The following is a 20,529-nucleotide window of genomic DNA, read 5'->3' on the forward strand; positions in this document are numbered from 1 at the left end:
CCATCTGCACGTAAGGTGGCCGGCTCACGTGGACAGCCTCGCCAGGGTGAGCACCCACGCCAGCACTAGCCCAGCCAGGATTTGGGCACGCAAGCGGTAACGCACACGAAGCGCCCCGCTGGCGTGCCGTGCATTGACCCAGAAGATGCCAGCCAGGCCCAACACGGTGGCCAGGAACGCTGCAGCCAGGACGGCGGCCAACACCGCGCCCACGGTGGTCATGCCAGCGCCCCTGCCATGGTGGCCAGGACGAACCACTGTCCAGCGATGAGGCCGTAGCCGATGAGCAATCCCTCCAAGCCCGCCCAGCGTTGGCCGGGGGTGCGCAGCAGCGCCGCGCTGTCGTTGAGCAAGGACCACCCGGAGAGGATGGACAGCCACTCAAAATCAATGGTCATAGCGGTCATAGATCGAGCCCTCCCCTCCAGCGGAATTGATGGTGGAGGGCAACATGACCTCCTCGTTTTTCACGCGTCCGAACACGCTGGCAAACACGTCCAACAGCGAGGTGCTTTGGGCCGCGTCCCGTTCGGCCTGGCGCGCATACTCGTCCAACCCAGACGGGAAAACCTGGCGTGCGCCGTTGACGGCGCCGCGCAACCCGCTGGCGTTGGGCATGCTCGCCCCAAAGGTGCGGTTCCACGTGTCGGAAAACCGGTCCAAGCCGTCCATGCCCATAAACAGCAATCGCGCCAGCACCAGGACAACCACGGCGTTGACGACAAGCCGCTTCGTCAGTCTGAATCCAATGAACATGTTCCCCCCTTTCGTTTCGTTGGTCGGTGTCAGACGCACGCATCGCGAACGTCATACGTTTGGGATACACCGACACGCGAAACCCACAAGGGGGTTATTTTGACTAAAGCTAAAAATTGGGAGAAAAGCCCGATCACGCTGCAGGCGCGGCTGCACTTGCCCGTCAGCCGGCGCTCGACTGGGGCATTGCTTTGAACGGTTCGACTGACGAAATTGGCAGGGCTAAATCGGGCCCAAGTCTTTGACCACCGCCTGGCCAGGCTTCAAAAAGCCCAATAGCAACCGTCCGCCGGCGACGGTCCGCCTCATGCTGGCGTTGAGGTATCGAGCCTGGAGCTGCGCTGCCACCAGCAGGTCCTGGGTGGCCATGCTGGCGATCGCCGGGCTCACGGCCTATTGCTGTACAGTTCAGACGCAGATGCATGGTTGTTCGATCGAGGCTTGCAAGCCAGTGGAGCTGGGGCTGAAGTTCATGGAAAGCTTGCCGATAAACCTGTAACAAGGTAAATGAGGCGAGAAGCCAAGCGAAGCGATGGCGCGTTTCAGATCGGGGGTTGCTTTGAGCGTTCGAGAAAATCGGCGTCGCTACGTCTTGACCGTAATAGGAGCCACGGCGGTGTGCCTCTTGGCGATGCTCGCGGTCGCCCAAGCCATCCTCTACGTGCGTGACAAGGAAGGGGCGGAGGCAGTGGCGGAAGCCGCGGTGACGCGCGCGGAGGCCATATCTCGTAACCGGCGCGTAGCGGCCGAACAAGCCTCTCGCATCGGACAGCCGCCTTGCTCCGACACCGACATCGACTCACTAAAGGAGATCGCGTTCCGCTCCATCTACATGAGCGACATCGGTCGCATCCGAGACGGACGCCTTGTCTGCAGCGCTCTCTGGGGGCGCTCGCGCCCCTACACCCTCCCCGCCCCACGCTTCTCCAGCGGCGCTGTCCGGCTTTGGCACGCGTCGGATCTCGTTGGCTCCCCCTACACCGGGTCCAATCTGATCGCCCAAGGCGACACGTTCACCGTGTCCTCCCCGTCTGCCTTCGAGAGCTTGGACCCTGCGCGCAGCAGCTCCATCAGCATCGAAACGAAGGACCGATCGTTTACATTCCGCACCTTGTCCCCGACCAGCCGCGTCGGCACCCCGTCTCTCGTCCAAGCTCAACATTGCAGCCGGGTGGCCGACGTTTGCGCGTTCGTTACCAGCCCTAGGCACGTGGTGTCCGAACTGCCCTCGGCGTTGCTCACCACCATCCTGGCAGCGGGTGCCTCGGTAGGGCTGTTGCTCGCGTTCTTGCTGATCAAACACCAAATCACGGCTCGGCAAACCATCCAGCAACGGTTGGTGCTTGCACTGAAGCGCAGCGAGATCGAACTGGCCTACCAGCCACTGCGTCGAATTGGCACGCGGGAGCTCGTGGGATTTGAAGCGCTCAGCCGCTGGCGCCCGCCGGGAGACGATGAAATCCCGCCGGCCATCTTCGTGCCCATCGCCCACCGATTCGGCCTGAGTCCTGATCTTTTTCGATACGTGCTGGCCCGTGCCATGAATGATCTCGCCCCCGCGCTGAGGGAGCATAGGAACCTCTACGTAAGCATCAATGCCGAGCCCGTGGACATGGCCCAAGAGTGCGTCGTTCGCTACATCGGCAGCGTCACCAACGATTTTGGCGTGTTGCCAGAGCAAATTCGCATCGAGATCACCGAGCGGGAAGAACTCGTGTCCGCTGCCGCAAAGAGCAACATGCAGGCCCTCTCAGTTCTGGGATACCGGTTCTTGATCGACGACTTCGGGACCGGCAGCGCCAACTTCTCCCACCTCGCCCAATCGCCATTTCGAGGAATCAAGATCGATCGCATGTTCGTGGCCGCTATCAACGAGGACTCCCCCCTGCGGCCCGTTTTGCCAGGGATGTATCGCATCGCACGTGAGCTTGGGCTGGATGTCATCGCAGAAGGCGTCGAATCAGAGGCGCAAGATTTGCTGCTCTACCGGATTGCTCCAGAGGCTATTGGCCAAGGGTGGCACTATGGCTGCCCTCTCTCAACCAAAGACGCGCTTGCCGCCATCCAAGTTGGGTAGCCCTCGCGCACGGGTCGACCCGAGCGCGTTCACTGGCGCTTGACGTTCGCCCTAGCAAGATGTCCGTGCGTCCGATGGACGCGACAATCGTGAAAATCTCCGCTATGGCGCTGACCCCAGTTGGCGCCGCCGAACCAACGGGGTGACTCCCCCTCGCCCTAGGTGACGCCCCGGCAGTTCAGGGCATCGTCGTGATCGGCACCCCTAGCAGGCGGCCTCTTTAGGGCAACGCGCGACACACACCCTCAGCAGTGGTCGCAACCGACTGGCCGCCGGTCTGGCCTTTTGCTGGTTAACGAACTGGCTCAGCGCTTTCCAACAGCGCCGCTCGGTGACTTCCCTGTGCCTAAGGCTGTCGCCGTGCAGCCCGCCTCTTTATCATGCTCCTGCGACGGCAATAGAGGAATCGGACAGCGGTATCTGGCGTGCGGACTGCGCGGACGACCCCGTAGATGAATTCTTCAGAATCCAATTTTCTCATCTGGTTCCGGTGGGGTTGTCGCGGTGCATCATATGCATTCCGCTCTGTTCAGCTTTTTGTTCATCTTCATGCCCAACATTGGACGTTTCTTCATCGATCAGGTTGAGGGTGTGCGGCGGGCCGACGGCTCGCTCTTGCAGGTCACGCGGATCAGTTGCGCTTGTCTGGAATGCGGCCGCCAACTGCGATTGGTTCCAGGGCATGGCCTGCTGGACTTGGACGGCGCCGCCGTGCTCACTTGCCCGCTCTGTGACAACCGCTAGGCGGTGGCACGCGCGAGGTTGGAAAAGCTTTGCCCCCAACCTAACCACCCGCGCATGGCGAGTCGTGATTGAAGAGTGGACCGCTGTGTGCTGGCCCGAAAGGGCCGATTGACGGTGCAGTCAAGCGGAACGCTCACCGGTTTCCAACGCTTGAGCTTGGGGCCACCCTGCTGCCAGACCGCGATTCGGTGGCCAGCCAATGGAGGAGGGGTATGCACAAGGCTGAGACGGAGGCGTTGGTCAAGTTGGAGCTCCGCCTGAGCGAGTGCGAGAGGCGCCTGCCCAACGCTGAGGGCAAAACCAATGCCTTGGAGTATGCGGTCAGGGCTTTGGTGGCCAGTTCTGCCAATCCCACCACGGTGCGCCTTGCATGGGCCCACCTGATGCCCATGATCGTCGACATCCATGTGCCTCCCCAGCCAACGCTCCAATGCAGACTTTCTGCTTGGCTTGCGTCATGGACTGAGGTCCGTGGCCGAGCAAATCGACGCTTTGCCCTGCCCCCTAGAGACCTCCCAGATCGAGAACGGTTGCTTGGCCCTTTGAGAGAATTGCTGCCAACAGACGACCGCCCGCTAATGGCCGCTCGCTGTCGCCGTTGAGGTAAGCGGCTTGCAAGCGTCCTGCTGCCATCAACTCCGCCCGTCCCATGCCTGCTGGCTGATTCCGCAAGGGCTCTCCTGGCGACGCCAAGCCTCCCACCAGCGCTTGGACCACGGCGGGACGGCCATCTTCGGACTTTGCATAAGCGGTGGCAACCATGCGCTGGGCGTGCGCCGACCAGCCGCCCAAAACCAACTCCGTGTGCATAGCGCTGATGGGTATGCCAGCGGCTGCCGCCGCGCTCACGTAGTTTGGCCAGAGGCGATCAATCACGCCGCCAAGCTCGCCGGACAGCCGCTCTATCGTGAAGTCTGCTCGAAAACTGGCTTGGAGACAGAGCTCGTAGATTCTTAGGAAGAACTGGGCCGACCCACGCGTGGCCAAGACGGCGTTGTGCTGAGGCAGCAGAAGCAACTTGGCGCCCTCTGAGTGCGCCCCGGTTTGAGCATCTTGCGCAAGGGTATCGACGGTCACAGCCAAGTGATCGGCACTCAGCAACACGTTCAAAATGCTCATCTGCCGTCCTTGGGATCCATTCAGTCGATTGAACCTTCCAACGCCAATTCAGCCATTGGGGTTGTTGAGAATCTCAGACGCAATCCGCTCTCCCGCGTCCAACGCATGGAGGCACGACGACGCTTTGATGCTCAAATCCGAGCGCCCTCCCACGCCGTGGACCTCGACAGCGAGAAGAACCCAACGGCTTTCACTGAGCCGCCAGATCTCGGAGGTGTAAACGTGCTCTCCCACCGACAAGGTGACCCGTTCTAAATCTTTGCCCGGCTTGGAAGTACCCATGGCCCTCGAACCCTGACTGTTCAAAAGCAGTGTGCACGCGAACGCCGCTGGCCGCAACCAATCCCGTATGTTCCACGCTTGCCCTTCCTGCGACGCGGAAAGTCAGGCTCAGACGACTGCAACCTAGCAATTCATCCCTCACTGGCGGCCGGCAATGTGACTCCGAGCGTCGCTTCGTTCCTGTGTAGCAGACCGCTTGCCTAAATGCTCAGTTCGCCCCTCCTTTGCTAAGTGGCCTAGACAGGGGCCCAACGTAGACCGAGGCAGCCGGCCCACCTGTGAATCGCACAAGGAGATCCATCGCCGTAGCATTCATTGCTTCCGCATCGCCCCGCTGCGCGAAGCCGGCCCAGCCCGCCATCGCGATGCTCTGCAGCTGGCCCTCATTGGCCTCAAACAATCGCATTGGCCACCGCGGCAGCCGGCGTTGCGAGACACGTCCGCGTGCCAACTCAATCAAGTTCAGGTGGCTGCGCGCTTCGGATGCCCTGGCGTATGCAACGCGAAGGCCGTCCGGTGCGCCTTCCATGTAGGACAGGAAGCGGGCCCCGTCGTAGAGGGTCACACCAGTCACCCCGGCTTGCCTGTTGAACCGCTCAGCATCGGCCATCAACTCAACCAGTCGGCCAGCGGAGAGGTAGGGGCTGGCCTCGCTCACAAAGACCACCGCACGATTTGGCATGACATGCTCCAATGACTGCTTTAGACCAAAAAAACTGCCGGGTCGTGGAGAGCGACACGCGCTACTCGGCACCCTTTGATTTTGCCTTCCAAGCGCCGGTTTCCAAGTCCTTCCGCAGCACCCAATCCTTAGCGGGAATCTTTGCACCACGGGCGGTCAGGTAGCTCGGCATGGAAAGAATGATCTCACCGTCTTGAACCAGACAATTGGTCGAAAGGACCACGCCATCGCTGAGCTCGACCAAGCACGTGATTCCCTCGCCCGATTCGGCCTGCTCTCCGTTCAGGGTCGCTGCGGCCCCAGGGTAGATGTGGCTGTGAGTGAATTCCAACCGCATGGCAGGCCCCTATCGACTGTGCCAAATTGCCAACGCCCGTGCTTCCGCTTGTCCGATCTCAACCGCGGGACCTACAGGCAAGTCCGCTACCCCGTCATCGCGGGATGTCATTCATCCGACTGTTGACCAATTCGGCAAGCCGTTCCATTCCCGTTTCAGGCACGAACTTCCCACCGAAGCGCTGGGAGAAGTTAACCCAGTCCGACCTCATCAACCCTTTCATCTCGGCCTCCGACACTGGCAGGAAGAGCAACGCATGCGCAGGGAACCGCAACTGCTGGATGGAGCCCCGCGCCAGCTCAACGATTTCGGTATGCAGGGTGAAGGACTGGGTGTAAACGGAGCTCGCAGCCACCGCACTCGCTGTGCCTTCCAAATACGTTAAAAACCTGCTGCCGTCGAAGCATACAACTGCACGCGAGCCGCACTTGGCATTGAACTCTCGGCCTGCACGCATGACTTCGGGCAAGCGCTCCTCACCGATCTCTTCCACAGCCGCGCTTACGAACACCACCGCACACTTAGACATTACGGGCTACCTTTCACTCGGCACCAGTGCAAGCCGGCCAACGTGGATCAGCTGTGCACAAAACGCAGGCCAGCTTGAATTTCAGTTTTCAGTTGCGCTATTCCTGAACCTTTAAGAGTGCTCCATGGCTAGCCCCGTCCCCGACTCAAGTTGGCTGCAAGAGCAATGACCTCGCTAGGGATCACGGCCCCGAGGTGCGCGAGAACCGCGGCTTTCGTCCCTCTTGTGGCTCCGTGGGCGGCGCGAACTGCGAGCTACGAACGATGGACAGGATCAGTATCCGACAGCGGCAGCGGTGAGAGCAACGCCTGCGCGCCGCCCGTCATTTCGGCCGTCCGGGTAGATGGGCTCACCGCACCACAAACGGCCGATCTGTAAGCGAAACAAACCGAGCGGGTTGTGTAGGGCTTAAATCCTTTGGCGGCCCGCCAGGCTCAGCCGAAGCGATCATTGCTCCGCCGATTCAGGCCCCCGGTGCACGCGAGACAGACGCCAGCCACCGTGCGACTTGAAATAGCCGGTGTCGCCCGTCAACGAATAGCGGACTCCGGCCCAAATCGATGTCGCTACGGAGCTGTGCCAAGCGCGAGCCTTCTGGTAGGTGTAGTGAAACGAACGCATCATCTCGCTCTCCTGCGGCGCAACCATTCCCGGCAGGACGGCGCCTTGAAGAGCGCGATTACAAGCTGGAGCAGCGCCAGACCAGTTGCGGAAGCCAAGATAACCATAGCAAGAGACAAAAGTAGTTCCATGATGGGGTCCTACAGTCCCACGGGTTGGCAGCAAGTCATAGCGCCCGGGCCATTGGCGCTCAGCGGCCCCCTGTCCGCTTGGGGGTGAAGATCGCCGCAACCGCGTGACATCGGCGTGAAAGTCATCTGCCGATCGTTTGCCTATGAATCCACCCAAAGGTACCCCTGCATCGGCGCTCTACCCCAGCCAAGTCGAGTTGATTGAACGGTTCAGGCAACGTGCCTATTTCCATCAGTTAGCCTTGCCAATCTTTCGGAAGAATCATCCGACACTGGCCGCTACGTTACCGATGGGTCAACTCCCGCACGTTGACCGTTCGACACAGTTTCCCCGCCGCTTCTAAAATCAACCGAGTAGATGCGGCGCTGGTGCGCAATCGATCGCGGATGAGGCGCCAAGAAAAAGCCTCCGGCGGACATCTACGCCCGATCAGCTTTAGCCGCTGAGGCCAATGGCAGGCAGCAGCTAGCTTCAATTCCCTCTGCCGCACCACACCCTCACCCATCAGTTTCGATATCAAGACTTAGGCCTTTACCGCTGCATCCTGATTTGATCGCATGCAGGACCAGGGGCAACAGCAAGCCAGACGAACCAAGGCCCTTCGCGTGTGACCGCGGTGATCTGCGCTTGAATGGGGATTCTCGCCCCCGTCCCCCGTTGCCGGGTGAGATGGCCTCGACGGCACACCCACGGTAACCAAAGCTCTTCGGGCCACCATCAGGGGCCCATGGGCATCCGGTGTCAGACTTCTTCCCGGAACACGTCGAATTTCTCGGCCAGCCACTGCTCCACGGTTTTCCCTTTGAGCTCTTGGGCCAAGTAGCTGGCGCACAACGAGCTGCCGTCCGAACGCAGGTTGGCCACCGTGTGCGCAGCCATGACTGCAGCCCCAAACAGGTGCCCCTGGGTGCGCCCGTTTTCCTCCCACCCTTTGGGCAGCGATTCAATGGCCGCCAAGGCTTCTTGCCCTGACAGGTATTGGATGCAAGTCAGGTAGGACCATTGGAGGCCCACTTCCTCGCGCAAGCGCCTGCCGGCGGCCTTCTCGTCCAATCGGCCCTCGGCACTGTCCAGCAGCACGTGGGCGGCCGCGATGGCTTTGCCTTGCGGCGAGAGCCGGCTCTTCTTCTTGGGGCACAGGCCGCGCATGATCAGGCCTTCTTGCCGGCCTTCTTGGCGACGGCTTTCTTCGCAAGTTTCTTGACGGCCTTCTGGGCGGCCTTCTTCACCGGCTTGCCCGCCTTCTTGACCACCTTGCCCGGTGCCTTCTTCGATGCGCCATGGGCCGGGGGAACTTCGCTCCGGGGTTGGCCTGAGCCCACGCCTTGCCCTCGGCGGACTTGGCCCACGCGGTGAAGGCCTTGGGGGCCAAATCCCGACCTGCCCACGTCTCACCGGTTGGGAGGCGATACTTCGGCGCGACCTTGCCCAGCTTGCGGCCCTTTCGGGGTCCCGGGGCAGCATTGGCGGCGTGCGCCGGCTTGGCGTCGATCGTTTCTCCGATGAGCTTGGCCACCTGCCGCCGCTGGGCCGGACTGAGGACCTTCGCATACTTCTGCAGGACCGCCAGGGCTTTGGGCACCTCGCCGTCGCGCTTCTCCACCAGTTTCTTCTGGGCTTAGAGCTGTTTGATTTCGGCGTTGAGGGATTTCAGGGTGGTCAGGGCCAAAGGAGCGTTCCGGTAGGGAATCCAACGGTTATAGCCCATCGTTCCTAGCATGGCCACCCGAACGGGCCCCATCTTGACACCCACCACCCTGGGGCGCGATAACTCCCTTGCCGCGAGGGGAAATGCCCCCGGCGTATTGCCTGCTTAGCTCAAGGCAACAGGTTCCCGATTCGATCGCACAAGCGACGACGGGATGGTTTTTCCTGTTTTTTGAGATCTAAGCATGCCCAAACTCCAACGGTTGAGAACCGAGGCTTTCCTCGCCCAGAAGGGCCGGTGCTGCTATTGCAGCCTGCCGATGTGGAATGCCTCACCCGATGAACTAAAGCCGTTCGGCCTGCGCGCCAAAACGGCCGCGCCGCTCCGCTGCACCGCCGAGCACCTGGTGGCCCAGCAAGAGGGCGGTAAGGACGTGGCCGGCAACATCGCTGCCGCCTGCTTGGTCTGCAACACACGCCGGCACAAACGTAAATCGCCGCCCTCCCCTGAGGCTTACCGCGCCTTCGTCCAGAAGCGCCTGGCGAAGGGCAAGTGGCACCCGCCGGTGGTGGCCAGACTACGTGTCAAAGCACCTGGAACGCCACTACCCGACGGATGAGCTCCGCCACGCTCACGCCTTGACGTCTCGCCGTTGCCCGCACTTGGTTGACCAGGTCGCGGGATGCCCGAATGGGCGGCAACCGCTCATCCCAAGGGCCAGCCGGACACGGAGAGAGGAGGTCGGGCAACTGCTGGTAGCAGGTGAGCCATTGGCGCACGGCTTCGCTCTCGCTCACCCCGGCTGCTCTAGCGCGTGCGGCCGATGCCTGGCGCAAGGTCGAGGACAGGGGCACCTTGGGCAGCACGGCCGTCAGGGGAGGCTTGGGCGTCAGCGTCACAGCCTCTGCCTCGGTCGGCCCACGGGGGCTGGGCGGAAGAAGCGCTCCAATCGTTTGGTCTCCAGGAACGCTTCCATGAAGGCACCCATGGCGTGGGTGTAAGCGTCCTCGCTGGCCGCCAACCGCAAGCTCAGCGCAAGCCGTTCCCACTTTCCGTTCGGTGCGCATGCGATGGCGAACAGCCAGTGGTGCGTCCAGTCATCCTCCAACCTATCGGACGCGACAAACAGCACCTGGTGATCCCGTTGGCATGCCAGCGACAACAACGCACGTCCAACGGCTCGAAGGTGGGCGAACCGCAGCAGGTCGCGTTGTTCCGCGTCAGCCATCGCCAACTCATCGATAAATCCCTCCGGCAGGCGAAACCCCACCCGGTAGCCCGCTGCACTTTCGTAATGAGCGGCGCCCTCCCACAATTGCTGAATCCCATCGAAGTCCTGGCCCAACGCGAAGCGCCGCATGGCGTGCTCGGTCACCTGTCCGCGCAACTTCAACACAGACAGGCACGAACCGCCCCAGCGAAGCCTGTCCAAAGGTGTCCCCAACAGCGCACTGAAAGAAATGCCGTGGGCGATGATGTCCTGGCGACAGAGGCACGAGAGATCAATCACCAGAGGCCTTCCTTCTTGCACGCCTCAGGGTATTGGCTGGAATGGCTGCAAGGACGTTCCAGAATGTTCTTCGAAAACTCATAAGCGCCAAGCGCGTAGTCGGCCTCCCAATCCACCAACTCCTTGTTGTCGCCTTTCAGGCAAACCGCCCATTGGTAGCGCTTAACCTCATCCTCTCCCCTCTGGAAGAGCTTGTAAGCCTCTATCTTCTCAGTGCCCGGCACGTTCATCCGGTAGAGCACCTTAAAATTGTCGGCTGCCGCCACACGCGCCTCGTTCAGCCTGCAAGTCAGCCCATCTTTTTCCCACGTTCCATCGGAGCATTCTTTGGGAACGCCCTCGTCGGCCACGGCAATGATCTCGGCAGCCATGGGCATCGCCTCCTCGATCGCCTGCGCCCTCTTGGTTACCGCATCCTTCTTTTCCAGCTTCTCCGTCAAAACGGCGATGGTGAAGAGGACGCAAAAAAAGGCGCCGACATCCCCAGGGTGAACTTACCAACCTCGCTCAGGATGTCCCACGCCCGGTCCCAACCCTTCATGCACCCTCCTTTCTGGAATACGTTTGTATTCCTTCTCCCCCATGCAAACAGAGAGCGGCGCGGTGTCCAGGGCTTCGGGACGGCTAAACTCAGAATGTGCGGCCTCTGGCCGACAGATTCAGAAGCCCGCATCCTCCACCGACCTTGAAGGCACCCATGCCCGTCTCTGATCCCCTCGCGTTCGACCTGCTGCGGGCGTTCGCGCAGCTGGAGTTTCGACTCAAGAACGATCCAGGCTTTCTTCGCGCCGGTCCCTACCGAATGGCCCAGGTGAACTGGCCCGCGGTGGATGAAACGGTGTCACGGCTGGACGATTCACTCTTCTTCGATCGGGTGTCGGACAGCACGCGCGAGCAGATTCTCTCACCTCCGCGTGACCGCCCGATGGTCCAAGAGGTGGTGGTGCTCAACGGCCTCAACCGCGCCGTCTTCCAGCGCCTACCCCTTCAGCAATCCAATGCCGGCGCTCTGGTCGAAGCCGCACGCCGCGTGCGCAACAACCTCTTCCACGGGGGCAAGGAGGAGCCGCATTTGGGCGATGATGACGAGTGGGCCGCCGCCGCACTGGACGTGGCCGAGTGCCCGCTTCACCTGCTGAACTATGGCACGCTTAGATCGGGGGTAGGCCCGTGGGGGAGATGGGACGCCCATGCTTTACCTGAAGACCGAATAGCTTGTCGCCGGCAGACACCGGCCGACCGGTAAGCTGCTGTGCGCGCGGCAGCAGATCCAAGAGCACGCATCATAGGGTGATAAAGTCCGCCCCAGCTGGACAGCTGATCTGACATTGGAGTTGCAATGGACCTAGAAGTGATCGAAGCAGTGCTGCTGAAATGGGCTCGCCAAGAACCTATCATCGCGAAGATCCACTTGTTCGGGAGCCGGCTAAGAGGCGATCATCGCCTCGACAGCGACATTGACATCGCGGTGGAGCTTGATCTTTCAGCGGCACCAGGAGTCGACTTTAGCGATGGGTTCGCGACCTTCAGCCGATACTCCGAGCACTGGGAGGCCGAACTAGCGCAACGACTGCCCATCCCGGTTGACTTGGAGTTCTACCATGGCCCCGAGGAAACCCCGATCCTCCATGCGGGGCTCGAACGGTCGGGAAAGCTCATCTACGAAAATTTTCGTTAGAACATCGCGCTCCGGAGCACCTAACGCCGCCGCCCCAGCCCCGACTTCCGCCCTGAGCCACGAGCGCTTCGATTCCACCATTTCACTATTTCGATGGAACCAAGCGCTCACCCGGGCTACTCAAAGAGACAACACCGGTTAAATGTCGTGCTGTTTGACAAAGCGAGATACCTTCTGCGCCTCAAGGTCTTTGTTCCAGGCCTTTGCAAAATCGTCTGGAACATCTAGGTTTGCCTCGTCGAACTTTACGGTAGCCGGCAATTCACGCCAGAACAGTTCAATAGACGCAGCAAAGTCATCGACGTGAACATCCGACACCTCCATGTCGGTGTCGTCGAACAAGTTCCATCCGTGAGAACTTGCTCGCAAGAACTCCGGGTAGCGCAGCTGGAGATCGTCCAATGACTTCCCCTCCCCGTGCTTGAACACATTGACGACCAACCGCATGGCATCAATGCGTGGGTAACAGGCGAGAGCAGAAAGGTCCAAGCCGATGGCTTCAAGCAACCTCTCCAGCTTCGCGCTTTCCAGCTTCCAAAGAGCGCGCCGCGTGTTGTCGCCGATCACCAACTTGGGCCACCTAAACTCACGAACGAGGAAGCGTCGAAATGTCTTGTCCCAATGGTGATACATGCCAGCCACCACACTGAGGCGGGTTCGATCATGCATCTCACTTAGAAGCTGGTAGAACTCGACGCCGTGATCGCGCGCAGCGTCCGCTAGATCGCCAGGGTCGTGCCAGTCAGGGTCGAAGGACTGACCGCTGCGCTCCCAGTGCTCGGATTCCGCTTGATCGGCCTCCGCCTCAATGTTGGCGAACTGAGACAGAAGGCGGGTCTTGGCCTGCTCAACGTAGAACCGATGCTCCGAGACGCGGAGCTCCCGTTCGGAATCCACCAGCTGATAGGCGCTCCACTCGCGGCCGCTCATGCCGGCTGAACCGCAGGCGGGGCATCCAGCCATTCGATCAAGGATCGAATGCCATCTGCGTCCGAGCAGCAATCTTCCAGTGGCTCGCTCTCCAATCGGACTTGGAGAGATAGCCAGGCGTGTTCCGACTTCTCCGAAATCCCAAGGTGAGGCTCAATGGCACCAGCGCCCCACAACCAAAGGCCTTGAGCACGCAGTTTCTGTATTAAAGCAGCGATGTGGGGCTTTGCTTGGTCATCGGCCGCAAGCAACTCGAATGCCTTCGAAGCCGGCCCTTGAATCCCCTTGCAAGGCAACGCTCCGTCTAAAGTCACGACGCCCGCGCCTGCCATCCTCGCGAGAGCGTTCTTGCACGCAGCAACATCGGGATCATCCGCCTGCAGGAAACCATGCTTTGTTGCTTGGCGGAAAGCGAAATCCAAGTCCACGATGGCACACGCAGGCAACCCTAGGGCAGACAAAACTTCCATTGACTTACGAGTATCCGAGACCCCACTCATCGCAACAATTGCCAACGATGACTGCCCCATGGTTTTGCCCGCCACCAACTGGAAGATGGATGGCAACAGCCGGAGTTCGGTCTTCCCTTCTGTGAGCACGACTTTGTCGGCAAACAATATCTGAGACGAATTTGTCAGGCTGAATAGCTGCTGGAGTTGATGCGTGGGATTGTCCACCAATTGTTCTACGACGGATTGCATGCGCGGACGGGCTTTGGTTCCCTCCGGATGCTTTTTCGTCATTAGCAGAGCGTTCTTCGCGTCCTTGGCCAAGATCATCTGAGCAGAGTGGGTTGAGAACACGACCTGATATCCAGCCTCTGACAACGCACGCAAGGCTTCACGCACTTGCTCCACTGCAAAGGGGTGCATGAAGAGTTCCGGCTCGTCCACCAGCAGTAGCGTTACTCCGCCCGCAGCCGCTGCTCCACGCTTGAGATCCGCCAGATGCCGGACCATGGCCATCTGGATGGCGCGCTGCGCGCCATGGCCGTATGACCCGAAGGCACGTCCACGCCCCTCCCCTTCGTAAACTTTGACAGTTCCCGCCTTAATAAGGTCATTGAAGACCGGCACTGGGAAATCCAGCTTGATGTGGATACCAGGAAAAAGATCCGAAATCTTACGATTGATTGAATCGTCGATGCGACCCAACTCTTTAAAACGATCCCCACCTTCTGCAGAGATCATTCCTAGGATGGCTGCCAAGTGCGGGGTCAAGGCCTCCTCGTGCTGCTCTTGGATAGCGGCAAGCATCGAGGCCAGCAGCTTGCCGATCGTGGTCGTCGTCTTGGCCTTACTGGCGTCCTCCTCAGCATTCTCCATTGCTCCGATGCGAATAGGATCTGGAAAGAGTGCTGAGATGGCGTTATCGATGCCCGTAGGGTTCGGCTCCCAGTCGCCTGTGTCGGGATTCATCACGGTCAGTTCGGTGTCGCCCCCAGGCACCTGCTGTTCGCGACGAACCATCAGCGCCCCGTCCCGAACGTGTCCTTCAATCTTCTTTCGGTGCTTTTGCTCCAGGACCGCCAGATCAGCCTCGGTGATCCCACGCAGTGTTCCCATCACTTGCACCGGCAGGGTCGGCTCGTGGAAATCTTCCACACCAAGCTTTGCCTTACGCACGAGCCATTGGAGCGCGGTAAGACAATTGCTCTTCCCGCAATTATTCAACCCAACCAGCGGTGTAAAGCTGGTCAGCTGCAAGCTTGTGGAAACACATGATCTAAAATTCAGAACATCCAAACTTGAGATGTAGACAGCCATTCCATTGCCCCCTGTTATCCTGATTACTTACCGATCGCTGCAGCTGATCGGTAAGGCTGCTGTTGTTTTCATCCCTCAACTGCGCGATGAGGCAGACGGCCCGCCCGTCGCTGCGCTCGGCCCACAACTGTCCGACCAGGCGCCCTCCCATTTTCCGGCCAGCCGTAGATCAGTCCCCGCCGTTGTAGTCCACCACCAGCAGGAGCCCTTCAGCAAGACGAGCGACGAAGCCTGGTTAGCCCCGAAGGTCTACCGTTGCCCAGCATATCAATCATTTATCACAACAATACTTTCGGCGATACTACCCTTTCCAGCCTTCAGATTCAGATCCATGGACCAGGGACAGTAGTGCTCCGGAGGTGATGAGCCTCCTGGCGGCAGTCACACGGTAGATGAGCCGTCATGCGAACCAGGCAATCGCTACGCACGACCTCCAAACCACCAGAGGACACGGCTTGTTGGCCCAAGCATTGTTCATAAGCAGCATATGAGCCCCCTCTCAGCCCCTGAGACAGTGGCCTCGCCTTGCCCCCCCCCCCTGTCTCGACACCTCTTGGAGCACCTGCCTCTCGCCCGGCTTGGGGTCGAGTGAGGTTAGAGTAGTAAAAACTGCGCAGGGGATGACAACGCGCAGGCTCTCAAACGGAAATTAAGGGGAACCGCATGGCTCATGACACAGACTCGCAGAAGATCAGCTTGCCCGAATGGCTGTCCATCAATCCTTGGGCGATCGTCTTGGTCGTCACTGCATTGATTGCAGGTATTCTCATGGGAGCACAACACAGCAAGGTTCCAGAGCTTGCCAACGTCATTGTCGGCCCGGCCGTAGGTTCGTTCCTTGCAGTTGGAGCTGGTGCATGGCTCGCGAATTGGCAGGAGCGCCGAAAGCGCACCGAAGCCAAAGTCTTCATCGCGCCTATCTTGGGTGAGATCACCCAAGCCATTGAAGGCGCCATCAACGGTTACGCAAATTACGAACGGCTTCTTCAGGAGCATAGACTCACCAAGCCAGCTCCAAAGGATGGACGGGTCGCCGCCGCCTCTTGCTTAGCAAAGCTTGAGGAAGAGGGCCACAAGATCAATCGCCGGCTGCACCAGCTCCAGACGGCCTTCAACTCCGTGGGCTATCAAGGCAGTGTTCTGTATGCAGACGCGCTGGAGATCCTCAAACGAATCCAGTCACGACTGGACAAGCACTCAGAGGAAATGGGGGAAACGGACGCTGACATTTCCGAGCGCACCGTCGGCGACCTCATTGATCTGTGGCGCTGGTCCGATTCCCTCAAAGCAACGGCCGTGTCTGGAAAATACACACCATCGATTCGGCCATTGCCCGATGGGGTCCGAAACGATCACCGCTGGAGTGCTAGCACGCCGTCCTGACAAATTTCTACTTGCAATCCAGATCGAGAGCGACCGTCGCGTTGCCCAAGTTGCTGGACAACGTGGCCTTGCAGACCCCTTCCACCTCCACCGTCTGGCCGGGGCGCGGCTGCTTCAGGTAGAGCACCCCGTCATAGCCCACCTGGGTGGTCTCGGTCGCCGTCTTGGCCAGCGTGCCCGCTTCGATGGCCGAGCCAGTGAGGCGGAAGGTGCGCGCGGCCTCGGTCAGGACCGGGAAGGTAAGGTGCATGCCGGCTTGGCGGCCAGCGGTGGCGGTTTGCTCGATCTCGGCCAATTGGGTGCCCAGTGGCAGCGCCCGATCGTCTACGCGGACCTCCGTGGGCACCATCGGGGTCACCTCGCCCACCACCAGGCGGCCTTGGGCGTTGGTCTTCCCCACCAATCTGCCGCCCACCCTCACCGGCACCCCGGCTTGGCCGGGCACGTCCACCACGGCGAAGGATTCGGCCGGACCTAGGAACGTCACGCCCTGGCGGTCCAGGTGGACGGCACCGGCCATCGAACCGGAAGCCCAGGTGCCGCTGGGCCCGTGCTCGGCGTTGATCTGGGCCCACCCTGCCCGGGTGGTCCAGTTGGCGTTGGCCCGGGCGGTCTGGCCAGCCGCTCCCTCGTCCACCGAAGCAGACAAGCCGACAGGGGTTCCCAACACCGTGGGACGGGCGCGTCCTTGGACGGCCCAAGCGGTGGCATCGGGGGCTTGCCGGGCCCTAACGCTCACGCCCTTGCCCCGGCCGAAATCGTAGCTGTAGCCCACCTCCACCCGGGTTTCCTTGCGCTCCAGATCGCGCAACGCGGAGACGGCCACGGTGCGCCCGTAGCCACGCCAAGTCAGCCCGGCGTCGGCGTAAGCGGTGCGAAAGCGTGGCGTGCGCACGTCCGAATAGCTGGCCCGAAGGGACCACTGGGGCGTGGGCCGCCAGAAGACCGAGCCTCGGGTGCGCTGCTCCACCTCCACCGCATTGGAGGCGCGCAGGCGCCAGTAGTCCTGTTGGCGCTCGTGCTCCAGGCGCACGCCAAACCCCGGGCCGCGGTAGTCGTAAGCCATGGCCTGCCGTTGGCCGCCTTGGGTTGACGTGCCCACTTCCAGATCCAGCGTGCCGTAGGTGCCAAGCACCGTGGTGGCCCCCAACGCCACGTTGGCCTTACCGTTCGATGAGGTTTGGGCGGTGCCGCGCAGGCTCCACCGGTCATTGAGGCCCCAAGCCACCGCCCCGGTCGCGCCCAACGCTCCATAATCGCTCTCCCCTTGGCGCACACGGCCGGCGGCGACTTCCCAGGTGGTGAGCCCTTTGCGGAGCAACGTGGGGGCGACGTAGAAACGCTGATCGCTCACCACGGTTTCGCGGCCGTAAGGGTCTCGCACCACCACTCGGGTTTGCTGCGCACCGGTGCCCAAGGCGCTGCCATCGGCCGTGAACGGCCCCTTCCCCACCTGGCCCTGCAGCACACGGGCGCGGTTGGCCAGGACTTCCACCGTGGCCGGATCGAGCGCCACGCCACCGAGCATCGGGACGGGATAGGTGGGCGTCAACGGGTCCAACGCCCGCGGGTCCTTGGCCACGCGCATCCCAGCCAGGTTGACCGGAGAGGACGACGGACCAGCGAACACATCGCCGGCCTGGTAAGTCACCAAGCGGTTGGGATCGTCTTTCTGCCAGCGCGTCACGCCGCGAACGTAGCCGGTGCCCGACGCGTCGGTGTTGACCTGCCCGCTGGTGCTGACAACGCCCCAACGGCCCGCCTTGCGGACTTCGTGCCCCAAGGAGAGCGCCTGCTGTTGCTCGGACACCATGCCCGCCACGCTGTAGTTCACCAGCACCCCGGGAGCGGGCGGCGCGATGGGGCCGCGCTCGGCGCGGACACGGGCCACGCGCTGGGCTTTGAGCCGGTCTGCCGGCAAGTCCAGAGCGACCGTGGCGCTGGCCTCGTCCACGGCAAAGCCCACGCCCAGCGCCTGGGCGCTCATCGGATCCGTTTGACCCGGTGGAAGCTGGAGTCCGACCTCGCGCCACGTGGCCGGCTCGGCGAACCACTGACCGCCTTGCTGCCAGAACGTGAGCGGATCCGCCTTGGCCTTGCCGCCGATCACCGGCACCAGGAACGCGGGTGCCACGCCTTCGGGCACCGCTGCGCTGGCCGACGATGCAGCCAGCAACAACAACGCCAAGGCGTGGCCACGCATGGATCACCGCCCCACAGGGACGGTGACGGGCTGGCCGTTGACGGTGATTGAAAGGTTTTCAGCGCGCTGCCCGGGCTGGGCCTCGTAGGTCATTGAGGCCCCCGGCAGGGTCCAACCCAACGCACCCTCGCGCCACGGCTTGCCACCAGCCGGGCCGATGGACGACACGCGGGCGGCGGTCTGGCCGTGGTTGGTCAGCCGGTAGCCCTTGGGCACCGCCTGGACGGTCACCTGGGGGACAGGCGCGTTGGCGACCTCAAAGGCCACGGGCAAGTCCTGGTTGACCAGCAACTGGACGCCTTGGACGTTGGGAGCCCTGAGCTGCATTAGCAGGACGCGGTAGTAGCGCCGCTCGCCCAGCGCGCCCACCCTCATCAACCGGGCGGTGCGCTTGGATTGGGGCGGGACGTCCACGAAGGTGGGCGCCCCCACGATATCCGTGGTGGGTGAAAACACGTTCTGCCCTGTGGCCTGATCCCACCCCACGGCTTTCACCTGGTAACGCACCGACGCGTCGCCGCTGTTGTGCAGGGTCACGGCGACGTGCTTGGCCGAGGTATCGGCCATCAGGGTGGTGGGGCCGACGGAGATGGAACCGGCGGACGCCGAAAAGGACAGCAAGGACGCGGCGGCCACGGCCAAAAAACGTTGGGAATGGGTCATGGGGTCTCCTTTAGGGGCGTCTCCATTCAAACTAGATCGGAATACCATTCCGTCAACCCATACCTACTCATCTTTTCGGCAACAAAAAGCCCCCGGGGCAAGCCGGGGGCGTCGGGACAACCGATGGGGATCAGTTGTAAGTGGCGGTGACGGTGACCGTGTCGGTGTAGTTGCCGCCCACGGCCTGCTTGAGGGCCAGGAAGCGCACCGCGTAGTTGTAGCTCTGGACGGTGCCATCGCCAACGCCGGTGAACGCGTCGGTGTCATCCCCCCATACTTGGCTTCCCTGCGGGTCCTTGAAGAAACCGTAGGGGATGTAAGCCCCGGCGCCGTTGGTCACAGCCCGATAGGTCTCATACCCGGACAGCAGGCCGAAGTTCTGCCCCTGGCCCGGCGAAATGGAGTAAGTCGTGCCCGCGTTGCACACGATGCTCAGCCCGGAGGTGCGGGCGGCAGCTTCGGAGATGCCCGACCAGTCCATGCCTTCGATGGAGGTCACGGACAGCTGGCAGGTGTTGGTCAAGGTGCCCTGAATCGTCAGGTCCGCGGTGGTGTCGGCGGCGAACGCGGGCACTGCAAGCGAAGCCAGGGCGATGGGCAGAAGGGCGCGAAGGAAGGTCTTGCGTGTCATGGGTATCGTCTCCTTGAGAGGGATTGAGTGGGGATGAGTAGCCCCAGAATGGGCCATCCCCTTACCGATACCTCGAATCTGAAAACGCGCAAGGGTGGGCATTGAGCCAGCGGTCAGAGCCTGGCTCGTTTGCCACCGGCCGCTGACTGTCTCCATAACCCATCCAGCTCACGCGCACGGTGCTGAGCCATTGCCTCCTGAATCATCCGCTGAAGGACGAACGCAAACGCGTCAGTCACAAAAACGCCCACGCCGATCCCGCAATCATCCGGCAAGCTGGAAATCTGTTTTATCGATGGCTGGTGAATGACCTCGTCGAGCTCAGGGGGCAACGGGTCCACGAACGTGTCAATGAACGCCCTCACCTCGGTTTCGGCTGCTTTGCAAAGGTCGGCGTCAGTGAGCAGCGCCCGCAAGTCGGCAAGCGTGGGAAGCCACACCGTATTGAAGAGCGGGCCACCCACCGAGGGACTGACGAAATGGATGCGGTGAAGCACGGATGCCCTCTCACTCTTTCCGAGCTCTCCGTCTCCCCAATAACCGTTCATCGGAGGAGTCACGTCACCCATCATTAGCCAGTTCTGCGCGCCGCCCCTGCTCTTCTCGCCAGCACTTGAGCAGGTGTTTGTAACCGGGCTTGGCTTGGGGGACGTGGAAGGATTGTCCGTAAGTGTTGACCTTCCCGCCGTTGTGGAGCTCTGATCTGGCCCCCCGTCAGCGGACGCCAAGAAGCGATACTTTGATCGCACTTGGAGGTCCCTTATGTCCCGTATCACCCGCCGTAGCTACACCGATGAGTTCAAGCACCAAGCCGTGGAGTTGGCCGAGTCGCTCGGGC

Annotated in this window: 24 protein-coding genes; 5 read left to right on the top strand and 19 right to left on the bottom strand. The window is 61.4% G+C overall.

Going from position 1 to position 20,529, the window contains the following annotated elements; genetic code table 11:
- Positions 1–24 precede the first annotated feature (24 nt).
- The 4 genes from AC5P5R_RS15480 to AC5P5R_RS15495 all read right to left on the bottom strand — a co-directional run bounded on the left by AC5P5R_RS15480 (position 25) and on the right by AC5P5R_RS15495 (position 1,146).
- A complete protein-coding gene (locus AC5P5R_RS15480) occupies positions 25–222 on the bottom strand; it encodes a hypothetical protein (RefSeq protein WP_046272122.1) in 198 nt (65 codons plus the stop codon).
- Positions 219–398, bottom strand: a complete 180-nt coding sequence (locus AC5P5R_RS15485) for a hypothetical protein (RefSeq protein WP_046272123.1) — start codon at positions 396–398, stop codon at positions 219–221. Before AC5P5R_RS15485 ends, AC5P5R_RS15480 begins: the two co-directional genes overlap by 4 nt.
- Positions 388–756, bottom strand: coding sequence for a hypothetical protein (locus AC5P5R_RS15490; RefSeq protein WP_061478930.1), 369 nt, complete (start codon positions 754–756; stop codon positions 388–390). Before AC5P5R_RS15490 ends, AC5P5R_RS15485 begins: the two co-directional genes overlap by 11 nt.
- 222 nt (positions 757–978) lie before the next feature.
- Complete coding sequence (locus AC5P5R_RS15495) at positions 979–1,146, bottom strand: hypothetical protein (protein ID WP_161770784.1); 168 nt, start codon at positions 1,144–1,146, stop codon at positions 979–981.
- A 241-nt stretch (positions 1,147–1,387) separates the two neighbouring features.
- Between AC5P5R_RS15495 and AC5P5R_RS15500 the strand changes: the two genes are divergently transcribed.
- A complete protein-coding gene (locus tag AC5P5R_RS15500; RefSeq protein ID WP_049430810.1) occupies positions 1,388–2,833 on the top strand; it encodes an EAL domain-containing protein in 1,446 nt (481 codons plus the stop codon).
- A 477-nt stretch (positions 2,834–3,310) separates the two neighbouring features.
- Here the strand turns inward: AC5P5R_RS15500 and AC5P5R_RS15505 are convergent, their stop codons facing one another.
- The 7 genes from AC5P5R_RS15505 to AC5P5R_RS15535 all read right to left on the bottom strand — a co-directional run bounded on the left by AC5P5R_RS15505 (position 3,311) and on the right by AC5P5R_RS15535 (position 8,428).
- Complete coding sequence (locus AC5P5R_RS15505; RefSeq protein WP_153643642.1) at positions 3,311–3,517, bottom strand: hypothetical protein; 207 nt, start codon at positions 3,515–3,517, stop codon at positions 3,311–3,313.
- A 564-nt stretch (positions 3,518–4,081) separates the two neighbouring features.
- Entirely contained in the window at positions 4,082–4,696 is a 615-nt protein-coding gene (locus tag AC5P5R_RS15510) for a hypothetical protein (protein ID WP_032971128.1), read from the bottom strand.
- Positions 4,697–4,744: 48 nt separating this feature from the next.
- Positions 4,745–4,978: a hypothetical protein gene (locus tag AC5P5R_RS15515; protein WP_071227533.1), complete on the bottom strand. Its 234-nt coding sequence runs from the start codon at positions 4,976–4,978 to the stop codon at positions 4,745–4,747.
- A gap of 208 nt (positions 4,979–5,186) precedes the next feature.
- Positions 5,187–5,660, bottom strand: a complete 474-nt coding sequence (locus AC5P5R_RS15520; RefSeq protein WP_049396662.1) for a BLUF domain-containing protein — start codon at positions 5,658–5,660, stop codon at positions 5,187–5,189.
- Between the two features lie 61 nt (positions 5,661–5,721).
- Positions 5,722–5,997 (bottom strand): hypothetical protein, encoded by a 276-nt coding sequence (locus tag AC5P5R_RS15525; protein WP_107432817.1) that lies wholly within the window; start codon positions 5,995–5,997, stop codon positions 5,722–5,724.
- Between the two features lie 94 nt (positions 5,998–6,091).
- Positions 6,092–6,526, bottom strand: a complete 435-nt coding sequence (locus AC5P5R_RS15530) for a BLUF domain-containing protein (protein WP_049430714.1) — start codon at positions 6,524–6,526, stop codon at positions 6,092–6,094.
- Between the two features lie 1,494 nt (positions 6,527–8,020).
- Complete coding sequence (locus tag AC5P5R_RS15535) at positions 8,021–8,428, bottom strand: hypothetical protein (RefSeq protein ID WP_061478942.1); 408 nt, start codon at positions 8,426–8,428, stop codon at positions 8,021–8,023.
- A gap of 743 nt (positions 8,429–9,171) precedes the next feature.
- On the opposite strand from AC5P5R_RS15535, the gene AC5P5R_RS15540 reads away from it, so the two are divergent.
- On the top strand, positions 9,172–9,546 hold the full coding sequence (locus AC5P5R_RS15540; protein WP_164281741.1) for an HNH endonuclease: 375 nt from the start codon (positions 9,172–9,174) through the stop codon (positions 9,544–9,546).
- A gap of 276 nt (positions 9,547–9,822) precedes the next feature.
- On the opposite strand, the gene AC5P5R_RS15545 is transcribed toward AC5P5R_RS15540, so the two are convergent.
- Positions 9,823–10,437 carry a hypothetical protein gene (locus AC5P5R_RS15545; protein WP_164281742.1) on the bottom strand — a complete coding sequence of 205 codons (615 nt, stop codon included), beginning with the start codon at positions 10,435–10,437 and terminating at the stop codon, positions 9,823–9,825.
- On the bottom strand, positions 10,434–10,877 hold the full coding sequence (locus tag AC5P5R_RS15550) for a hypothetical protein (protein ID WP_049430725.1): 444 nt from the start codon (positions 10,875–10,877) through the stop codon (positions 10,434–10,436). Before AC5P5R_RS15550 ends, AC5P5R_RS15545 begins: the two co-directional genes overlap by 4 nt.
- A gap of 257 nt (positions 10,878–11,134) precedes the next feature.
- Here AC5P5R_RS15550 and AC5P5R_RS15555 point away from each other — a divergent pair, with 257 nt between their 5' ends.
- Positions 11,135–11,683, top strand: a complete 549-nt coding sequence (locus AC5P5R_RS15555; protein ID WP_172986079.1) for a hypothetical protein — start codon at positions 11,135–11,137, stop codon at positions 11,681–11,683.
- A gap of 93 nt (positions 11,684–11,776) precedes the next feature.
- A complete protein-coding gene (locus tag AC5P5R_RS15560) occupies positions 11,777–12,115 on the top strand; it encodes a nucleotidyltransferase domain-containing protein (RefSeq protein WP_164281743.1) in 339 nt (112 codons plus the stop codon).
- A 138-nt stretch (positions 12,116–12,253) separates the two neighbouring features.
- Here the strand turns inward: AC5P5R_RS15560 and AC5P5R_RS15565 are convergent, their stop codons facing one another.
- Positions 12,254–13,045, bottom strand: a complete 792-nt coding sequence (locus tag AC5P5R_RS15565) for a hypothetical protein (protein WP_164281744.1) — start codon at positions 13,043–13,045, stop codon at positions 12,254–12,256.
- Entirely contained in the window at positions 13,042–14,811 is a 1,770-nt protein-coding gene (locus AC5P5R_RS15570) for an ATP-dependent nuclease (protein WP_164281745.1), read from the bottom strand. Before AC5P5R_RS15570 ends, AC5P5R_RS15565 begins: the two co-directional genes overlap by 4 nt.
- A 663-nt stretch (positions 14,812–15,474) precedes the next feature.
- Between AC5P5R_RS15570 and AC5P5R_RS15575 the strand changes: the two genes are divergently transcribed.
- Positions 15,475–16,194, top strand: a complete 720-nt coding sequence (locus AC5P5R_RS15575) for a hypothetical protein (protein WP_049430732.1) — start codon at positions 15,475–15,477, stop codon at positions 16,192–16,194.
- A 7-nt stretch (positions 16,195–16,201) separates the two neighbouring features.
- Here the strand turns inward: AC5P5R_RS15575 and AC5P5R_RS15580 are convergent, their stop codons facing one another.
- From AC5P5R_RS15580 to AC5P5R_RS15595, 4 genes are all read right to left on the bottom strand, one after another.
- Positions 16,202–18,397 (bottom strand): fimbria/pilus outer membrane usher protein, encoded by a 2,196-nt coding sequence (locus tag AC5P5R_RS15580; RefSeq protein WP_164281746.1) that lies wholly within the window; start codon positions 18,395–18,397, stop codon positions 16,202–16,204.
- Between the two features lie 3 nt (positions 18,398–18,400).
- Entirely contained in the window at positions 18,401–19,060 is a 660-nt protein-coding gene (locus AC5P5R_RS15585; RefSeq protein ID WP_061478950.1) for a fimbrial biogenesis chaperone, read from the bottom strand.
- A gap of 130 nt (positions 19,061–19,190) precedes the next feature.
- On the bottom strand, positions 19,191–19,691 hold the full coding sequence (locus AC5P5R_RS15590) for a Csu type fimbrial protein (protein WP_006375771.1): 501 nt from the start codon (positions 19,689–19,691) through the stop codon (positions 19,191–19,193).
- Positions 19,692–19,804: 113 nt separating this feature from the next.
- Positions 19,805–20,260, bottom strand: a complete 456-nt coding sequence (locus AC5P5R_RS15595; RefSeq protein WP_495226403.1) for a hypothetical protein — start codon at positions 20,258–20,260, stop codon at positions 19,805–19,807.
- Between the last annotated feature and the right edge of the window lie 269 nt (positions 20,261–20,529).

The sequence above is a fragment of the Stenotrophomonas sp. YJH_SMC_19 genome, assembly GCF_059367915.1.